General features: G+C 59.6%; 14 protein-coding genes. 7 read left to right on the forward strand and 7 right to left on the reverse strand.

Translation table 11 applies throughout. The features are described 5' to 3' along the window. Positions 1–153: 153 nt before the first annotated feature. From K6U75_00005 to K6U75_00025, 5 genes are all read right to left on the reverse strand, one after another. Positions 154–975, reverse strand: coding sequence for a hypothetical protein (locus K6U75_00005; GenBank protein ID MCL6473421.1), 822 nt, complete (start codon positions 973–975; stop codon positions 154–156). A 16-nt stretch (positions 976–991) separates the two neighbouring features. After that, positions 992–4,924 (reverse strand): DUF6531 domain-containing protein, encoded by a 3,933-nt coding sequence (locus K6U75_00010; protein ID MCL6473422.1) that lies wholly within the window; start codon positions 4,922–4,924, stop codon positions 992–994. Positions 4,925–4,938: 14 nt separating this feature from the next. Next, on the reverse strand, positions 4,939–6,015 hold the full coding sequence (locus tag K6U75_00015; protein ID MCL6473423.1) for a tetratricopeptide repeat protein: 1,077 nt from the start codon (positions 6,013–6,015) through the stop codon (positions 4,939–4,941). A gap of 112 nt (positions 6,016–6,127) precedes the next feature. Then, positions 6,128–7,495: a DNA repair protein RadA gene (gene radA / locus K6U75_00020; protein ID MCL6473424.1), complete on the reverse strand. Its 1,368-nt coding sequence runs from the start codon at positions 7,493–7,495 to the stop codon at positions 6,128–6,130. Further along, entirely contained in the window at positions 7,488–8,708 is a 1,221-nt protein-coding gene (locus tag K6U75_00025; GenBank protein MCL6473425.1) for an acetylornithine transaminase, read from the reverse strand. The genes radA and K6U75_00025 overlap by 8 nt, the downstream gene beginning before the upstream one ends. Before the next feature lie 168 nt (positions 8,709–8,876). Here K6U75_00025 and K6U75_00030 point away from each other — a divergent pair, with 168 nt between their 5' ends. From K6U75_00030 to K6U75_00050, 5 genes are all read left to right on the forward strand, one after another. Next, the gene (locus K6U75_00030) at positions 8,877–9,464 is read left to right on the forward strand and encodes a Uma2 family endonuclease (GenBank protein ID MCL6473426.1); all 588 of its coding nucleotides are present in this window, start codon (positions 8,877–8,879) and stop codon (positions 9,462–9,464) included. 75 nt (positions 9,465–9,539) lie between these two features. After that, positions 9,540–11,801 carry a phosphoribosylformylglycinamidine synthase subunit PurL gene (gene purL, locus K6U75_00035; GenBank protein MCL6473427.1) on the forward strand — a complete coding sequence of 754 codons (2,262 nt, stop codon included), beginning with the start codon at positions 9,540–9,542 and terminating at the stop codon, positions 11,799–11,801. Beyond that, positions 11,801–12,187, forward strand: a complete 387-nt coding sequence (locus K6U75_00040; GenBank protein MCL6473428.1) for a nucleotidyltransferase domain-containing protein — start codon at positions 11,801–11,803, stop codon at positions 12,185–12,187. The genes purL and K6U75_00040 overlap by 1 nt, the downstream gene beginning before the upstream one ends. A gap of 37 nt (positions 12,188–12,224) precedes the next feature. Continuing rightward, entirely contained in the window at positions 12,225–13,661 is a 1,437-nt protein-coding gene (locus tag K6U75_00045) for a tagaturonate epimerase family protein (protein MCL6473429.1), read from the forward strand. Between the two features lie 4 nt (positions 13,662–13,665). Then, positions 13,666–14,643: a hydroxyacid dehydrogenase gene (locus K6U75_00050; protein ID MCL6473430.1), complete on the forward strand. Its 978-nt coding sequence runs from the start codon at positions 13,666–13,668 to the stop codon at positions 14,641–14,643. A 107-nt stretch (positions 14,644–14,750) separates the two neighbouring features. Here the strand turns inward: K6U75_00050 and K6U75_00055 are convergent, their stop codons facing one another. Continuing rightward, positions 14,751–15,434, reverse strand: coding sequence for a DUF1080 domain-containing protein (locus tag K6U75_00055; GenBank protein MCL6473431.1), 684 nt, complete (start codon positions 15,432–15,434; stop codon positions 14,751–14,753). A gap of 72 nt (positions 15,435–15,506) precedes the next feature. Then, a complete protein-coding gene (locus K6U75_00060) occupies positions 15,507–16,340 on the reverse strand; it encodes a class A beta-lactamase-related serine hydrolase (GenBank protein MCL6473432.1) in 834 nt (277 codons plus the stop codon). Positions 16,341–16,594: 254 nt separating this feature from the next. Between K6U75_00060 and K6U75_00065 the strand changes: the two genes are divergently transcribed. Both K6U75_00065 and K6U75_00070 read left to right on the forward strand, forming a co-directional pair. Continuing rightward, positions 16,595–17,179, forward strand: a complete 585-nt coding sequence (locus K6U75_00065) for a GNAT family N-acetyltransferase (GenBank protein ID MCL6473433.1) — start codon at positions 16,595–16,597, stop codon at positions 17,177–17,179. 329 nt (positions 17,180–17,508) lie between these two features. After that, entirely contained in the window at positions 17,509–18,138 is a 630-nt protein-coding gene (locus tag K6U75_00070) for a Fe-Mn family superoxide dismutase (GenBank protein ID MCL6473434.1), read from the forward strand. Positions 18,139–18,146 lie beyond the last annotated feature (8 nt).

Raw genomic sequence — 18,146 nt, forward strand, 5'->3', positions numbered from 1 at the left:
TAGGCTAATGTTAAACAAATATCAACGATACCGCAGCCCTTCGGGTCTGCCCCCATCACCACCCCGTTCCCCACATACGCATACAGGTTGATGCCCCCCTCCAACCCAATCGGGTCGCGGGTCAAAAAACATAGCTGCAACAACCTTTGAGCCTCAAATGTCACCATGTTCCGACAAAAACCTGCTTGCCTCGGGATGCTTTTGCAAGAACCCTTCAAGACGCTGCGTCCTGCCGTGTTTTAAATAGGCGGAAACCAGCACCTTCATCAGATTCAAGGAACGGTTTTCAAAAAACGGTTCCCGCACCCCCTGTAATTCTTCTGCTTTCCTTCGAAACACTTCTGCTTCCTCTAAGCAACGCTCCAAAATCGTGAACCAGTCGGGGTCGTCCTCCTCGCCAATGAACCGGAGAGCTACCTGCGCCGGTCCTGCGGGTATCACATCCTCTGGTGACAGATAAGCATACTCGTCCTCTCGTTCAAAAACCACCAGGTTTAATGCAGAGCCTGAAAGCGCATTCCTGAACTCTAAATGTGCGACGAATAAATGGGCAAACGCCTTCGCCAGCCTCTCGTATCCTGAGGCTAAAGCTAGTTCTGCAAGGTCGGATAGAGCGTACTGAAGCGACCGTGTACCGACGGACAAATACTGCACATATTCCCATTCTTTGCGCAGAGCCTCCGCGATGTCACCTCGGTTTAAGGCTGCCCTGCTGAGTTTGCGTAGAGGCTCGTAGTGTTCTGGGGCGGGAAAGGCAGGAGGAGAGTAATTGGGGTCGCACAGCCTGCTGAGCAATGCTCGCTTGGTCTCCAAGCGTGAACGCCACTCCTCTGGAAGGTTACCTCTCTCATCCAGATACTGCTCAAGTACGTGGAGAGCGGCGCTAAACTCGCCTTTCTCCTCAAGTTCTATTATACGGCCGAGTATCCTGAGTATATGGGCAGGCGTGCCGTGACTGGATATTCTCCTAATCATGGGACTTTCCTCACGCTCAATAGATGGCGAACGGCTCGTAAGGCCGGTAATCGGGTCCAGGTCCAATGTTCCTAACACAATCGAGAAAGCATCTGTCAAAGCACTGAAAGTAAGCGATCCCAGAATTTCTCGAGCACAACGCCTCGCAAAGACCTATACATACTAAACGGAATCGCTCTGGATCGTGTCCATCCCTTCCATTGCCCGGGCAATCCGGTTGTGGCGACGGATTAGGGGTGGGGTTGCCGGGCGGAGGCGGAACAGGTAAGGGATGCGGCTCAGGAACTGGTCCTGGCTTAATGACCATCCCTGCACATCCAATACACGCTCCACCACACAATACTTTAGTCCATAGCGGCAGATTTTCCCATATCCCACTGACGCAATTACTCCAGCAGGAGGCATCGAATCCGCAGTCCCAACAACTGGCTACGAACCCCGCGAGGCACACTGCGCACGCTGCGCAGATGGCAGGAACCCATGCAAAGGTACCTCTGCTGTCTCGCAGCATGACGGGGCGATTGCGTGTGTAGGCGTAGAGATTGACCCCTCCCTCAAACCCAATCGGGTCTCGGGTCAAAAACCTTCCTGTCGCGGGGTCTAAGTAACGGTGCGTCAGTAACAGCACTCCCGTCTCCCCGTCGGTGTAGTAGCCCCACTGCGCCTTGTAGCCGTATGGTGTCGGGTTATTACCAGACATGCGCTGACCCCACGCATCGTAGGCAAGGTGCGCTAGCACCAAACCGTCAGCGTCCATCAGGTGCACTGCGTTGCCCTGCGGGTCAAACTGGTAGCCGGTGGTGCCATATACCAGCAAACCGTTTGCCCCGAAGACCACTCCTGCCACCGCGTTGCCCGCCGCGTCTAACTCACATACTAACTCTTCGCCGTCGTACAGATAATACCTCCTGCCCGATGCCGTCTGTTTCCACGCCCGCAAGCCGTCCCCGTTGTAGCCGGCAGTGAGGATGTTCCCATAAGCGGTCATCCGGTTCTCGGGGTCAAACGACAGGTTCACGCCTTTATACAGCACCGGGTTGCCGTTGCCGTCATAGCCAAAGCCCGCGCCGATGAGCTGGTTGTTCACATTGTAGGTGCGAGACTGTCCCTTGAACTGCGTCGGGTTCTGCGCCGGGTCGTAGGCGAAGTGGAAGGTATAGCCTCCCACTCGCGTGGACTGCTCCTGTAGCAACTGGTTCTTCGTATCGTAACTGAAGTTCGTGACGCCACCCAAACTGGGCGTGGCGGGGAACGACACCGTCATCTGCGTGCGGTTGCCCACCCCGTCGTAACGCAGGTTCTGGAAGTCCGAGAGCACATTACCCCCGACGTCGCGGTTGGTCAAACGGGTCAAAAAGCCGCGTGCGTTATACTCGTATGTCGTACTTGCCCCGTTTAGCGTCTGCGTCAACAGCCAGCCGTTGGGCGCATAGGTCCAGCTCGCGCTCCAGCCCAGCGCATTCAGCCCTACCAGCCTGCCTGCCCCGTCATACGTATAGCTATAGGTGCCTGCTGGGGTGCTCATGGTTGCGCGGCTGCCGTCCGCATGGTAACTGTAGGTGATGACCCGCGTCGGCAAGCCCGCATAGGTCACGCTCACGCTCAACGGGTTGCCCACATGGTCGTAACTGTAGGTGGTCACCCCTACGGCGTCCGTCATGCTCGCCCGGCGACCCTCCGAATCGTACGTGAAACTCACGTTCAGCGCAGGGTAAGCCGGATATTCGATACCTGTCAACAACCCTTCGGGGTCGTTATACACATAGTTGGTCACGATACCCCGCCCGTCCCTCCGTTGCACCACGCGCCCCGCGGCGTCATACGCGAACTGCACGCTATCCCCGCCCGGATAGGTGATTTGCACCAAATCGCCGCGCTGGTTGTAACTGAACGAGGTGGCGTTGCCCTTGCCGTCGCGCACCTGAACCACCCGATAGGTTGCATCATAGACGTAACTGACGACCTCCGTGCTGCCCGTGCGCTGCACCAAATGTCCTTCTGCCCCGTAAGTGTAACTCACCTGCCGGATTTGCGTGCCGCTCTCGTCATACTCCAGCACCTGACGCAGCGGTCCGCCCGGATACAGATACACGTTTTGCGTGCGCGCCCGCCCGCTCCCTTGCTGACCGGTCGCCGGGTATTGCACTAACACCAGTTGGTCTGCAATGTTATAACTGAAATCGGTCGTGTTGCCGTTGGCGTCCGTGACCTGGACCCGGTTGCCCCGCGCGTCGTACCGGTAGCGAGTGACATTGCCCAGACTGTCCGTCACCGTGAGGGGCTGCCCCACTTTGGCCGGCTGCGTGTAACTGCCGTCCTGCGTGTAGTTGTAGGTGGTTACCATCACCGGCGTCGCGTTGTTACCCGGCGCAGTCACCGTCAACACATTGCCCAGCGCATCATAAGTGTAGCTGGTAGTCACCGTCTCCCCGTTCACCGACCCCGGCTTGGGCGAGGTCACGCTCTGGACTAAACCCGACGGCTCGTAGTAGGTATACGTGGTGGGTGGCATATTGCCCTCCTGCACCCGTACCAGCCTTCCCAGTGGAAAGGCAGTGTAGTCGTACGTGTAGGTAGTCGTGATGCCGCGCGGGTTAGTCACTGTCAGCACATTGCCGTATGCATCGTAGGTGTAGGTGGTCTGCTTACCGTCCCGTTCCACGATGCGCGTAGGGCGTCCTGGATTGGCAGGGTCGTTGTATTCTATGGTGACGTGATTGCCCCCTGCGTCTATAGTGCCCGTGTTGCGCCGGGACGCGCTATATTTCTGGGTCCACTTGTAAACCTCGTTACCCAACGAGTTTTTCACCACCACTGTCGTCTGCTGCGCCGCAAGGTCGTATTGATACTCCGTACGATTGCCGTTGGCATCTACTCGCGCCACCACCCGTCCGTTACGGTATTGTAAGGTGGAAGTGGCTATTCCAATACCGGTAGGGCTCGGCACGGTGATGCTGGAAAGTAAAGGCTTATCCGTGGCATACGCCACATACCCATACGAATAGCGATTCGGCGGGTTGGGAGTGCCTGCCGCCACCACCTGCGACACCCAGGTCAAGCAGAGCACCGACAGGTTGGCGGGCATAGAATACCCATACGAGACCTGACGCCCATACGCGTCGGTAACGTTAGCCAGAAGGTTTTGTGCGTTATATGTCAGGCTCAACAACACCATGCCGCTGCCCGCCTCCGTCACTTGCAATAGCCGACGCTGGGCATCCCACGTGAAAGTAATCGACCGCCCGACGCGGTTGGTAATTGCACTCAACACATACACATAGCCGTCAACAGGCACAAACGTCCACTGCGTCTGGTCGCGCCAGGTAATGGTGACCGATTGCCACACATACGGCGTTGCCGAAGGAACTCCACGCACAAAGTAAGGGCTGCCGCTCGGAGGGGTCAACATCCCTGTCGGTTGCCCCTGCGCGTTCAACTCCGCCTGAAGCGGCTCTGCCGCGCCGTAAGGATAGACGAGCGTCAGGTTCCATGTATTCGGGTTGTTTCCTGCCCGCTGTAATGTGATGTCATAGGTATGCACCCATCCTCTAGGTAGCCCGGGCGACGATTGCCCAAGAATCGCCAATGAACTGTAGTAGTGCCGTCGCCACACGACCCGCGGACCATACGGGTTGTAGACCACCAAATCGTCAGCTGGACGATACGCCTCGACGCCGGCTGCCAGGTTGACCGGGTCGCCTGCGCTGGGCGCATACAGCGGATAGACACCCTCCGGTCCGCACGACCCACCACCGCCCGGCGGCTCCCCTCCATCTCCGGGGTCAGGAACCGGACACCCCGGCGGGTCAAAGGGACAGGTGCCTTCCCATGGCGGCGGAGGCGGTTCTAATCCCGGAGGTGGGTCTCCTTCCTTATTCGGTCTCTCATCCGCTAAGGCAATCGCTGTGAAAAGAAGTAGTGCGAAGCAGCCATAGATGAACCGACGCATTTCGCTCGTCCTCCTTACTTCTCAGGTAATGGAACTTGCGAAGAGGAGGCTGCTGTCATGGGCGCAAGCTCCAGCTGCTGTGCCAAACGCTTTGCCTCCGCCATCTTTCGCTCTTGTTCCTGACGGCGTGCCAGCACCTGACGCATTCCCTCCAGAGACCTTCGTGCCTGAGCCAGAAGCAACGAGTTGCGCTTCCCCGCCAGACGCTCGGGACGGTTCACCCCTTGCTCCAGGGCCGCGACAGAGCGGTCTGGGTAGCCCAGATGTGCCCAAATCGCCCCCTGCCACAGCCACGCCCGCTCCGGCAACGCATTGCCCAAAGCCAGCGCGCGAAGCACCATCCCCTCGCCCGACTCGCCAAACTGTTTCACCACCTCGAAGGCCTCCAGCGCTTCACCATACCGCCGTTGCCGGTACAGGCTGACGCCCAACCCATACCAAGCCTGCGCCAGTACGACAGGCGAAACGCCTTCCTTCATAGATACGATGGTGCGGTAATGCTTCTCCGCACCAAACGGGTCACCCTGGTACGAACACGCTTCCCCTACTCCCAGCAACGCGTAGGCCGCTGCGGTGCGCCCCACCTCGTCCGTGCGCGCGGAAAGGTTCCGGGCAATCTGCAGCAGCCGCGTCTTTGCCGACTCCAGCAGCTTGTACCGTTCCTCACCTGACACAGGCGGCTGTGCCCAAAAACGGGAGAGATACACAAAGCCTGTCTGCAGTAACGCCTCCGCTGCGATGTCGGGCTTAGCCAGAGGATCATCCGCCACCTGTTGGAACAGCCTCTGCGCCTCGTCGAACTGCCTGTCGTTGAGGCGATAGTAGGCGACCATCCAGCGCGCCTCCACTCCTACTGTTGTGCGTGGGTAGTCCTGCATCAACTTCTCAAACAGCGGACGTGCCTCTTCCCGTTTACCCTGGCTTTTAATGGCATACGCTTGTCGGAGCAGGCTGTCGGGGTCGGTAGAGGTATCTTGCTGAAGGTTCAGGCTAACGAAGGCATACGGCAAAACGAAGGGATCTGTACCCCCCGTTGGCTGGAGAGTAGAAATACACATCAACACCAGTGCTATGGTGATGTTTACTTTCATGCTCGCTCTCCCTCTAAGCAGTTTGTTCTATTATAACATAAGACTTGTGACATTGCAAGCCTTTTTGCGGGGGTGGGGCAAAAAAATCGTGCAGGGTTCGTCCGCGCGACACCTACCCCTCCACCACCCCCACGGCATCGCGGACGGTGTATGTGCCGTCCAGAGTAATTTCCACCCCCCGTGCCCGTAGCAGTTTGGCGTCGCGCCGCGCCAGCAGTACCCGCGAGAAGCCCAGACGCGCCGCCTCGCGCACGCGCTGCTCCGTGTGAACCACGGAGCGCACCTCGCCCGCCAGCCCTATCTCGCCAAACACCACCATATCGGGGGGAAGGGGCTTGTCCTTCAGGCTGCTCACCACTGCCAGCGCGACGGCTAAGTCGGCAGCGGGTTCGCGCACAGTGATGCCGCCCGCCGCGTTGACGAACACGTCCTTGTCACTCAGGCGCATGCCTGCTCGCTTCTCCAGCACCGCCAGCACCATGTTCACGCGGTTATAGTCCAGACCCGTTACCTGTCGGCGCGGCTGGCTGAGGTACGAGTGGGTCACCAGCGCCTGAATCTCCACCAGCAGGGGGCGCGTGCCCTCCATGATGGCGGTCACCACCGAGCCTGGGCTGTGCGTCGGCCGCTCCGACAACAGCCATTCGGAGGGGTTCTGCACCGCCACCAGCCCCTGCTCGCGCATCTCGAACAGCGCGACCTCGTCGGTGCTGCCAAAGCGGTTCTTGGTGGCGCGCAGGATACGGTAGTTCAGATGGGGGTCGCCCTCGAAGGTCAGTACGGTGTCCACCAGATGCTCCAGTGCCTTCGGTCCCGCCAGCGCGCCCTCTTTGGTGACATGCCCCACGAGGAACACCGCAACGCCCTGCTCCTTCGCCACCCGCTGCAACGCCACCCCACACGCCCGCACCTGTGCCACCGTGCCCGGCGCACTCTCCAGCTGGTTCGTTTGGGTGGTCTGCACCGAGTCCACCACGACCAGCGCGGGCTGCAGGTGGTCGATCTGCGCCAGTATCGCCTCTAGGCTGGTTTCCGACAGCACGAACAGGTTGACGCCCGTCACGCTCAGCCGTTTCGCCCGCAGTTTAATCTGGTGCGCGCTCTCCTCGCCCGACACATACAGCACCACACGCTCGTGGCTGAGGAGGTCTGCCACCTGCGTGAGAAGGGTGGACTTGCCCACACCTGGGTCGCCGCCCAGCAGCACAAGAGAACCGGGCACAATCCCTCCGCCCAGCACTCGATCCAGCTCCGTGATGCCTGTCGACAGGCGGGGCACATCTTCTGCTGATACCTCCGCGAGCCGAACGGGTTGCGCCGCGCCCAGTGGCGCCTTGCGCTCGGCACTTCGCTTGGGAAGGGGAGTCACGACCTCTTCCACCAGACTGTCCCACGCGCCACACTCTGGGCAGCGACCCATCCATTTGGGCGACTCATATCCGCACTGCTGGCAGACGAAGCGGGAGGACGATTTAGGCATGGCTGGTTTCCTTTACCGCGTTTTCAATCGCCGTCTTCAGTCGGTGTAACCCCTCGTCTGCCTCCTCGCGCGACAAGTTCAGCGGGGGCAACAGGCGGATGGTGTTCTCACCGGTGGCGTTCACCACCACGCCCTCTTGTAGCGCCTTGCCCACCACCGCTCTGGCGACAGGCACGTCGAGGTCAAAGCCAATCATCATGCCTGCACCGCGTATTTCGGTAACTGGCAGAGTCTCGCGCCATGAGGCAATCTGTTGGCGGAGATAGTCGCCCATCGTGCTTGCGTTGTGCAGCATACCCTCCGCCTCAATGGCTTCGATGGTCGCGAGAGCGGCGGCAGCGACCACCGGACCGCCCGCGAAGGTGGAGCCGTGGTCGCCTTTCTCCAGCACGTCTGCCGCCTCGCCCCGCGCCATGCACGCCCCGATAGGCAACCCGCCGCCCAGCGCCTTGGCGGAAGTCAGGACGTCGGGCGCGATACCCAGTTGTTGCCACAGAAACCACGCGCCCGTGCGCCCCATACCGGTCTGCACCTCGTCGAAGATGAGCAACGCACCCACCTCGTTGCAGCGTTCGCGCGCCGCGTGGAGGAACTCAACGCTTAGCGGATGCACACCGCTTTCGCCCTGAATTGGCTCCAGAATAACGGCGCAGGTGCTGGGAGTAATGGCTTCGCGCAGGGCAGGCACATCGTTGCGCGGCACCACGCGCACACCGGGCACCAGCGGCTCATAGGGCTTCTGATACTTTGCCTGTGCCGTCACCGACAGCGTGCCAAAAAGCCGTCCGTGGAACGCTCCCTCCACTGCCACAATCTCGATGGCAGGCGGTTCCTTGCGCTTGCCCCACTTGCGCGCGATTTTGAGTGCGCACTCGTTCGCCTCCGCGCCGCTGTTGCAGAAGAACACTTTGTCCATACCCGCCACGGCGGTTAACTTCTGCGCCAAACGGAACTGCGGCTCGGTGTAGAACAGGTTGCTGACGTGAATCAGTCGCGTTATCTGCTGCTGCACCGCCTGCACCACGCGCGGATGGCAGTGCCCCACCGCGTCAACGGCGATACCTCCCAAAAAGTCGATGTAATCCCTGCCGCTCGCATCCCACAGTCGCGCCCCGCAGCCCTTCACGAACAGCACCGGCTGCCGCGCGTAGGTGGACATGATGCATTGCGCATCAATAGTCTGTAACTCTTGTAGAAGACTCTCTCCCTCCATCGTTCCCCTTCTCCTTAGATAACATAATGGTATCGCATTTGGTAGAGGTTGGGCAAGGTGGGGTCAGGGCAGCTGGGCTGGACGGGCTCGGTCACGTGACACGTGCATAGGAAGCCCTTGACGACGGGGAATGAAGTACTGGATAATGCTGATTGGGGAGTGATACCTATGGTTCAAACGTTGGAGCAACCGAAAACCGTTCCCATCCCGCGCCGTCGGTTCACGCGCGAGGAGTACTACCGCCTGGCAGAGATAGGATTCTTTCAGGGGGAACGGGTCGAGCTCATTGAGGGAGAGATTGTGAAGATGTCACCCATCAGTCCGTTGCATGGGGAGGTCGTGACTCTGCTGGCGGAGCGACTTTGGCAACTGTTTGGGGAGGGCTACCGCGTGCGGGTGCAACTGCCGCTCTCTTTGGGCGATAGCGAACCCGAACCAGACATCGCCGTCGTGCCGGGCAAGGTAGGCGACTACGTTCACGCGCACCCGACGACCGCCCTGCTGGTAGTGGAGGTGGCGCAGACGTCACTGGAGTATGACCGCGAGGTAAAAGCCCCCCTGTACGCGCGGGCAGGCATCCCCGAATACTGGATTGTGAATCTGGATGGACACTGCATCGAAGTCTACCGTGACCCCGCGCCGATGGGCGAGGGCTATGGCTACCGTTCGCGACGGATTTACATGATGGGCGAGCCGATAGCCCCTTTGCAGAAGCCGGAAAGCGCGGTAAAGGTAGATGAACTACTCCTCCCCTGAACTCACCTTGAAGCTCCTGTCCCAGAATGTTATAATGCCCTCAGAAAGCCTGTGCATTCAACGAGGAAGGTTTGCATGATAGACCCGAAAGTGTACCGCGACATGGGCTTGAGCGACCAGGAGTACCAGCGCATTGTGGAACTGCTGGGACGGGAGCCCACCTACACCGAGCTGGGCATGTTCGCCGTGATGTGGTCAGAGCATTGCGGCTATAAATATTCGCGCCCCATCCTGCGCCGATTCCGAGAGTACCGCCAGGCAATGGAGGGCGGCGCACTGGAGAACGCGGGCGTGGTGGACATCGGCGACGGCTGGGGCATCGTGATGAAGGTGGAGAGCCATAACCATCCGTCAGCGGTAGAACCCTTTCAGGGCGCAGCGACGGGGGTAGGGGGCATCCTGCGCGATATTTTCACGATGGGCGCACGCCCGATTGCCCTGCTGGACAGCCTGCGCTTCGGCCCGCTGGACAACGCCCGCAACAGGTACCTCTTCACCCACGTGGTGGGGGGCATCTCGTGGTATGGCAATTGCGTGGGCGTGCCGACCGTTGCTGGAGAGGTCTATTTCCACAGATGTTATTCGGGCAACCCGCTGGTCAATGCAATGGCGGTGGGTCTTGTGCGCATCGACAAGATTGCACGGGCGCGCGCGGAAGGAGTGGGCAATCCAGTGCTTTACGTCGGTTCCAGTACCGGACGCGACGGTATCCATGGCGCGACCTTTGCCAGTGAGGAGCTGACTGAGGACTCGGAGGCGAAACGCCCCAACGTGCAGATGGGCGACCCCTTCGCCGAGAAACTGCTCATCGAAGCCACGCTGGAAGCGCTGGCAACCGGCGACGTCGTGGGCATTCAGGACATGGGCGCAGCGGGATTGACCTGCTCCACCAGCGAGACCGCCTTCAAGGGCGGTACGGGCATGGAGATCGACGTGCTGAAAGTGCCTCGCCGAGAGGAGGGGATGACTCCCTACGAGGTGATGCTCTCCGAGTCGCAGGAGCGGATGCTGTGTATTGTCAAAAAGGGGCGTGAGGAGGCAGTTGCCAGCATCTTCCGCAAGTGGGGGTTAAACGCCGTTGTCATCGGGCAGGTGACAGACGATGGCATCCTGCGCGTGAAGGAAGGCGAGCAAATCGCCGCCGAGTTCCCTGCCGCCTTCCTGACCGACGCCTGCCCGACCTACACGCTGAAGGCGGAAGAGCCAGCGTACATCGCCCGTGTGCGCGAGTTCAACCCCCTGCACCTGCCCGAACCCGAAGACTTGAACCGCGTGTTGCTGGGGCTGCTGGCATCGCCGTCTATCGCCAGCAAGCGATGGGTATACGAGCAATACGACCATATGGTGCAAACGCAAACCGCCTACCTGCCGGGCGGCGATGCGGCGGTGCTGCGCCTGCGCGGGACAGGAGGCAAGGGTATCGCCCTGAAAATCGACGGGAACGGACGTTACTGTTATCTGGACCCCTTCGTGGGCGGGATGCACACCGTTGCCGAATGCGCGCGCAATATCTCCTGCACGGGTGCGAAACCGCTGGCGGTGACCGACTGCCTGAACTTCGCCAACCCCGAGCGTCCCGAAATCTTCTGGCAGTTCGAGCGGGCAGTGGACGGCATCGCTACCGCCTGCGAGGTGCTGGAGACGCCCGTCATTTCCGGCAACGTCTCCTTCTACAACGAGACGCCGGATGGCGCGGTGTTTCCTACCCCCACCATCGGCATGGTAGGTCTGCTGGAGGACGCGACGCTACACTGCAAGGCGAGTTTCCGACGGGCAGGCGATCGGGTAGTTCTGCTCATCCCTGAAGGCTGGCGTGACCCGCTGCAGGGGCTGGGCGGCAGTGAGTATCTGGCGGTGGTGCATGACATCGAGGCGGGTGCGCCGCCTGCGCTGGACATTGATGCAGAGAAGCAACTGCAAGCCTGCGTGCGCGAGGCGATTGCGCAGCGGCTGCTGCACAGCGCGCATGACTGCTCTGACGGCGGTCTGGCGGTGGCGCTGGCGGAGTGCTGTCTGCCCGTGCTGGGCCAGGTGAACGGTGGAGAAGGGCTAGGGGCAGACATCGCCATAACTACCGAGGATCGCACCGACGCCGCGCTGTTTGGCGAGACCGCTTCGCGCATCATCGTGTCGCTACCGCAAGCTAACCTGCCGCGCCTGCGGGAGATTGCCCAGACACACGGCATCGAGGCGCGTGAATTGGGCACGGTAACTGCGGAGCATGTTCTTCGCATCGCAGTGAACGGACGAGAGCGTATCTGCATACCGATAGACGACCTTCTGGATGCCTACGAAGGAGCCATTCCGCGCCTGCTGCAGCTGGAGGGAGGCGCGTGATGCCGATAGACATCACGACCCTGCCTGAAACCGTGCAGCGCGTCCTTGCCGAGGTGCAGCAGCACCCGAAAGTGGTGGCTATCTTCCTGTTCGGCTCGTGGGCGCGTGGCGAGCAGATGCCCATCTCCGACGTCGACATCGCCGTGCTGCTCGATAACCCCGATAAGCGCGACGAAGCGGACATCGGCAGCATGTACTCTCCCACCGTTGACCTTGTGCTTTTCCATCGGTTGCCAGTGCGCATTCAGTTTCAGGTTCTGAAAGAGGGGCAGCCGCTGTTCGTGCGGGATGAGGAGAAGCTCATCGAGACCACCTTTCAGTTGATGCGTCAGTATCACGAGATGGAGTGGATGTACCGCCGCTATTATGAGGAGATACTGCGATGAGGTTAGCCGAATGCATTACTAATGGGGAGGCGCGAGGGTGAATACAGACTGGAGCAGGGTCGCCGAGTTCGTAGAAAAACATGACATTCGCTTCTATCCCCGCTCGGTTCGGCAAGGAGAGGGGTTCGAAGTCGCTTTTGCAAAACAGGACTCGCACGGATTTGTAGTCAGTGTGTCGCCCCTACCCACGCCTGAGCCTGCTGACGCAGTGCTTCTGGAGGATGTGTATCTCTATCCGCTGGACTGGCACAACTATCTTGCATTAGGTGACCTGCTCGATCTGCGTCCCAGCGTTTGCACGAAGCCTCGTTCCTTCGGCACGGGTGACCGCTTGGGCATGGTCACGGCAGCGCACCTGCAAGCGTTGAGAAGCCATGATGTGTTCCCTGTGCTTGCCCAGCAGTCACCGCGGGAGCTGGTGCGCACCGGGCGTGATTTCCGTGACGTGATTTTAAGCGCGGTCAGCGGCGTGCTGGAATCTGGATACACTGGCAGATTCGGGGCGGATGCCGACCACATCAAGCATGAACAACAGCTGCGGCAGGCGATCGAGGCAGGCTATACAATGTACACTATCGACGTCAGCGACCGCATGCGCGATGTGACCCAGCTCACCCAGCCGGAAATTGCGGACAAGGCTCGCGCGCTATCACCGCTGAGCCAGAGCATCATCCGCGACCATGCGAACATGACTCTTCGTACCGAGAATGGGTTCCGTTACACGTTGCAGGCAGAGCGGCTGGTGCAGTCTGCCATCACCTTCGAGGATGCGGTGCAACAGGTGGTTCGTTTCTACGAAGTGCTGAAGAAGCATCTTGCCGCGTTTGACCTCGAGGTCTCTATCGATGAGAGCGCGCGGGTGACCACGCTGGAAGACCATCTGTACGTAGTAGAGTATCTCCAGCGAAGTGACGTGCGGTTGTGGAGTTTGGCGCCCCGCTTCCCCGGCGAGTTCCAGAAAGGAATAGACTTCGTGGGCGACCTGCAGGAGCTGGAGAAGGCGTTTGCCCTTCATGCCGCACTTTGTCAGCAGCTGAAGGGTTATCGTCTCAGCCTGCATTCCGGCAGCGATAAGTTCAGCATTTATCGCCTCTTCTGTGAGGCAACAGGCGGCAACTTTCATGTGAAGACCTCTGGTACCAGCTGGCTGCAGGCAGTGCAGCTCATCGCACAGACCGACCCCACGCTTTTTACCGAGCTGTACCGTTTCTGTCTGTTGCATCTGGAGGAGAGCAAGCAAGCCTATCAGGTCTCCCTGTCTGCCGGGCAACTTCCACCGATGCCCCCGTCGGATTTGGGAGACTTTCTTGCGAGACCGTCGGTGCGTCAGCTATTCCACATCTCTTACGGCGTTTTGCTGGAAGAGGCGGGTAGGGAGATACGGAGCCTGCTCCATGCGCACGAGCAGGAACATTATCGTCTCGTGGCGGAACATATCGAGCGACACCTGCAAGCGCTGCAGTCGGTGAGGTGAGCTGTTGAACCTGCGTATCGCGATTGTCAACTCGAGCAGCTTCGGCAAGTACTTCCCGGAGCACCTGGAGCGGCTGAGCGGACTGGGAGAGGTTGCGCGCTTCGACTTTCCGGTCAACATCGACGGCAAATCGTTGGCGGACGCGCTGCGCGGATACAACGTGATTATCGCCAGCGTCAAACCCTACTTCACCCGCGAGTTTTTCGAACACAAAGACGAACTGTTGCTGCTCGCGCGGCACGGCATCGGCGTGGACAATGTAGACCTGAACGCGGCGCGTGCCAGAGGGGTAGTGGTCACCAAAGTAACACCGTGGGTGGAGCGGGAGGCGGTGGCGGAGCTGGCAGTGACCCTGTTACTGGACATCCTGCGCATGACGCACGAGGCGCGCCACGCGGTTTACGAGAGCCGCTGGGCAGAACGCGCCCGCTTCGTGGGCTGGGAAATCCAGGGCAAGACGGTGGGCATCATCGGCATCGGCAACATCGGCAGCCGGGTGGCGGAGATTTTGCGTAACGGCTTCGGCGCGAACACCATTGCTTATGACCCCTACCTGCATCCTGATACCATCCTTGCCCGCGCTGCGGAGCCGGTAGGGCTGGACGAGTTGCTACAGCGCTCCGACATCATCTCCCTCAACGCCTCGCTGAACGAGGGCAACTACCACATGCTGTCGCACCGCGAGTTCGGGCTGATGAAGCAGGGGGTGTTCCTCGCGAACACCGCGCGCGGCGAGTTGATCGACGAGGACGCGCTGGTCGCCGCCCTCGAGTCGGGGAAGGTGGCAGCCATTGGCATGGACGTGGTGGAGGGCGAGCCGATTGACGGCAACCACCGCCTGCTGCAGTATCCGAACGTGCTGATTGTGCCCCACATCGCCGCCTACACGCGCGAGTCGCTGCGCCTGATGGGCGAGAAGGTCGTGCGCGATGTGGAGAGCGTCGCCCGTGGCGAGATGCCGGAGGATGTGGTTGTTCCCTGATGGGGGAATGAACCTCTGGTGAGATTGCAATCGGGAGGGCGAACCTCCTGGTGAGCCGAAAAACATCAATCGACTCGGCGCGAGCCTCGCCCTCCCAAAGTGCGGACTCAGTAAAGCGGTCTTATCTTCACGTTGCGGAACCAGACCTCATGCCCGTGATTCTGCAGTCCAATGTATCCGGGTTTTACCATCTCCTTGTAGGCGTATTTGAACTTATTGGGTGTTCCGTCGGGGTTTTTACCGGCCTCTGTCCACTGGCTGAGGTCCACGTCCACGATTTTCTCTCCGTTCATGAACGCCATCAGGTGGCTATCGCGGCAGCAAATGCTCAAGCTGTTCCACTCGCCGGCAGGGCGAGCCGCGTTTTTCAACGGAGCCACGATGTCGTACAGCGCGCCGCAATCGTGCTTGCCAGGGTTCGGTCTGCCGTAGCTGTCCAGAATCTGGATTTCCATGCCCGTGTTGACCGGGTCGTTGCGGTCCCAGATGCGCACAAAGACGCCGCTGTTGGCATTGGGCGACATCTTGAAGTCGAGGCGCAGCACAAAGTTCTTGTACTGTTCGTTGGAATATAGAAAGCCTCCACCTTTGCCGGTACAATAAATCGTTCCATCCTCCACCCGCCAAGCTTCTGGAGGGTCGGCAACCGTCCAGCCCGAGAGGTCATTTCCATTGAACAGGAGCTTCCACCCGAAGCGTTGTTCGCGTGGGGAGAGGGTGTTGTGTTGTTGAGCGACTGCAGCAGTACACACGCACAACGTTATCCAGAGCCACAACCCTGAGCGTCGCATGGCTATTTACCTCCTCGCAATGGTCTTCTAAGCTGTATCTCTTCGCTATACTGGCGCCGGAAACCTGCCCAATCATGCTTTGGCATCCTCTGGACTGAGGCGGCGCCGTGCGGCTTCGTAGACCATCAGTGCAGTTTCCGCGATGAACTGCGCGGCAGTACGGCGGTTCTCAAAGCCGCGGGTAAGCACCACGAGCGTAAAGCATCCTGCGGGCATCCAGATAACCGCCGAGTCATGGTGGTGTCCGCTGATTTCTCCCGTCTTGTTTGCCACTTTCGCTTCGTCGGGTAACAGGTAGGGTATCTGGTCGCGGTAGAACTGCTCACGCATGATGTTCAGCATACGCTCGCAGCCCGACGAGGAGACCAGCGGCGTACCATCCACAGCGCGTATTTCGCCCTGTGCCATCCACTTCAGTAGGTCGGCAATCTCGGTGGCGCAGCAGAGGTTCTCTCTTCCCTGTTCGGCGGCAGCGAAATCATACATCTTGCGCTGCAGAGTGGTGTGGCAGAAACCCAACAATCGCAGAAACTCCTGCACCTTCTCCACGCCCACGCGGTCAATGAGCATGTTGGTGGCGGTATTATCGCTCAGCACAATCATCAGCACGGCAAGGTCGTGCAGAGTCAGCTCCAATCCGGTGCGCAGTTCGCGCAGGATGCCGGAGCCGGGCGTACGGTCGCAGTCGCGCAGAGGCATCTTCTCCTGCCAGTCGATCTCGCCTCGTTCCCTCAACCAGAAGAGCGCGGCAAGCAGGGGAACCTTGATGACACTGGCAGAGCGGAATACAAGGTCGCTGTGAATATCTACCTGCCAGTCGAAGTCCACGCCCCGGATTGCCAGCCCCACTTCGGCGGGGGAAGAGCCTATCTTTTCGGAGAGTTTCTGATCTATTCCCTGTCCCATCGGTGCGCACCCCGACATGCGCGAATTGCGTTCACGCTGAGCGTATAGTTAGTTGTACAGTCAGTTTCGCCCCCTCCTCCCATATTCTCCTGCTGGGGTGAAGGAATCCCCGCTTCGTAATACAAAAGGGTAGGGTGTGAATGCATGTGTCGGGTTTGAGCCTGTCTTCTCAGCGGTTTCGCAGACACGCTGGTTTACTGGATTCTGAACGCGGAGATAATTCGTTTGCTGGAGGCAGGGAAGGCGTAAAAGGGATGACTGCTTTCTGGCGCCGATGGATGGGGCGCAAACAGGTCATACTGTCTCTGGGCAAAGGCGCGGAGCTTCGTCAGCTTACCATGCAGGATGCACCCGCGCTATACGCACTCACCGTGCGAAACAGGGAACGGCTTCGTCGGTGGATGACCTGGGTGGACTTCGTGAGCAGCGAGGATGATACGCGCGGCTTCATCCGGGAATCGCTTCGCAATTTTCGTGCAGGACGCACTCTGCAGATGGGTATCTGGTGGGACAACACTCTGGTGGGCACCATCGGGCTGTTTCGCACCGCCAGCGCAGAGCCGGAAGCGGAAATCGGTTACTGGATCGACGAGTCTGCAGAAGGGCAGGGGTTAGTCACCCGTGCCGCCAGGGCGCTAACTCAGTATGCCTTTGAGCACTGGCAGGTGCCAACGGTGCGCATCCGCGTAGAGCCCGACAATGTGCGCAGCCGCGCTATCCCCGAAAGGCTGGGCTTCCGTCTACGTGGGGAGGTCGAGGAAGACTGGGCAGATGGCAGTCACCGCACCCTGCTGGTATATGTGATGCACGCTTCGGATTTTCAGAAAACAACTCAGTAAAAGAGCCGCAGAGCAAGCTATAACTACAGGCAGAGCCATCCTCAGTACCATTCCCTTTTGCCTTCCCTGTGAAATATTTCACGGGAAAACCGCGTCTGCACGCATTTTGCTATTGAAAATGTTGTTTTCGGTGAGGTACACTCAGAGCACCAGGCACACAGGAGGTGTTCGCCATCGCACGGTCAACACACGAGCACGATGAGGGGCGCAGACGCTTCCTCAAAGCCTCTGCGCTGGGTATAGCCATGGTGGTGAGCGGTTCGCCCGTCATCGGTGGCTTAGCGCAGCAAATGGAAAACGTTTCGAGACCCGACAGGAGGACAGGAGAGATGGAGATCGTCAAAATCGTAGCGAAGCCGCTACCCGAGAAAGTGTACAACACCGAGAGCGTGGGCATTTCCCGCAAAACGCATGATGAACATTACAAGTTGTATCAGGGCTATGTGAATAAGGCGAACGAAATCCGCGAGAAGCTGGCTGCCCTAGACAAGGACCCGGCGAAGGCAAACCAGACTTACTCCGACATCCGCGTGCTCAAGGTGGAGTATACCTTTGCGCTGGGTGGGGTGAAGAACCACGAACTGTACTTCGACATTCTGGGCGGCAAGGGCGGCGCGCCGACTGGCCCTGTGGCGGAGTGGATCAACAGGTATTTCGGCTCGTATGAGGCATGGGCACAGGATCTGAAGGCTACCGGCATCGCCGCGCGAGGCTGGGTATGGCTCGCGCTGGACCACGACGACGGAAGTCTGTTCAACTACATCGGCGATGCACAGAACACGTTCCCCATCTGGAACGCCACGCCCATTCTTGCGCTGGATACTTATGAGCACGCCTACTACTATGACTTCCAGACCGCGCGTGCCAAATATATCGACGCCTTCCTGCAGACGATTGACTGGGACGCGGTGAACGCGCGACTGGAGCAGGCGCTGAAGATGTACAACGCAGGACGATAAGAGAACCA

The organism is Bacillota bacterium (assembly GCA_023511455.1).
Lineage (GTDB): Bacteria > Armatimonadota > HRBIN16 > HRBIN16 > HRBIN16 > HRBIN16.

Bases quoted from the DNA above. Each gene is read 5' to 3' on its own strand.
- K6U75_00025 (MCL6473425.1), bottom strand. From the start codon at position 8,708: ATGGAGGGAGAGAGTCTTCTACAAGAGTTACAGACTATTGATGCGCAA.
- K6U75_00070 (MCL6473434.1), top strand. From the start codon at position 17,509: ATGGAGATCGTCAAAATCGTAGCGAAGCCGCTACCCGAGAAAGTGTAC.
- K6U75_00040 (MCL6473428.1), top strand. From the start codon at position 11,801: ATGCCGATAGACATCACGACCCTGCCTGAAACCGTGCAGCGCGTCCTT.
- K6U75_00005 (MCL6473421.1), bottom strand. From the start codon at position 975: ATGATTAGGAGAATATCCAGTCACGGCACGCCTGCCCATATACTCAGG.
- K6U75_00010 (MCL6473422.1), bottom strand. From the start codon at position 4,924: ATGCGTCGGTTCATCTATGGCTGCTTCGCACTACTTCTTTTCACAGCG.
- K6U75_00060 (MCL6473432.1), bottom strand. From the start codon at position 16,340: ATGGGACAGGGAATAGATCAGAAACTCTCCGAAAAGATAGGCTCTTCC.
- purL (MCL6473427.1), top strand. From the start codon at position 9,540: ATGATAGACCCGAAAGTGTACCGCGACATGGGCTTGAGCGACCAGGAG.
- K6U75_00015 (MCL6473423.1), bottom strand. From the start codon at position 6,015: ATGAAAGTAAACATCACCATAGCACTGGTGTTGATGTGTATTTCTACT.
- K6U75_00030 (MCL6473426.1), top strand. From the start codon at position 8,877: ATGGTTCAAACGTTGGAGCAACCGAAAACCGTTCCCATCCCGCGCCGT.
- K6U75_00065 (MCL6473433.1), top strand. From the start codon at position 16,595: ATGACTGCTTTCTGGCGCCGATGGATGGGGCGCAAACAGGTCATACTG.
- K6U75_00055 (MCL6473431.1), bottom strand. From the start codon at position 15,434: ATGCGACGCTCAGGGTTGTGGCTCTGGATAACGTTGTGCGTGTGTACT.
- radA (MCL6473424.1), bottom strand. From the start codon at position 7,495: ATGCCTAAATCGTCCTCCCGCTTCGTCTGCCAGCAGTGCGGATATGAG.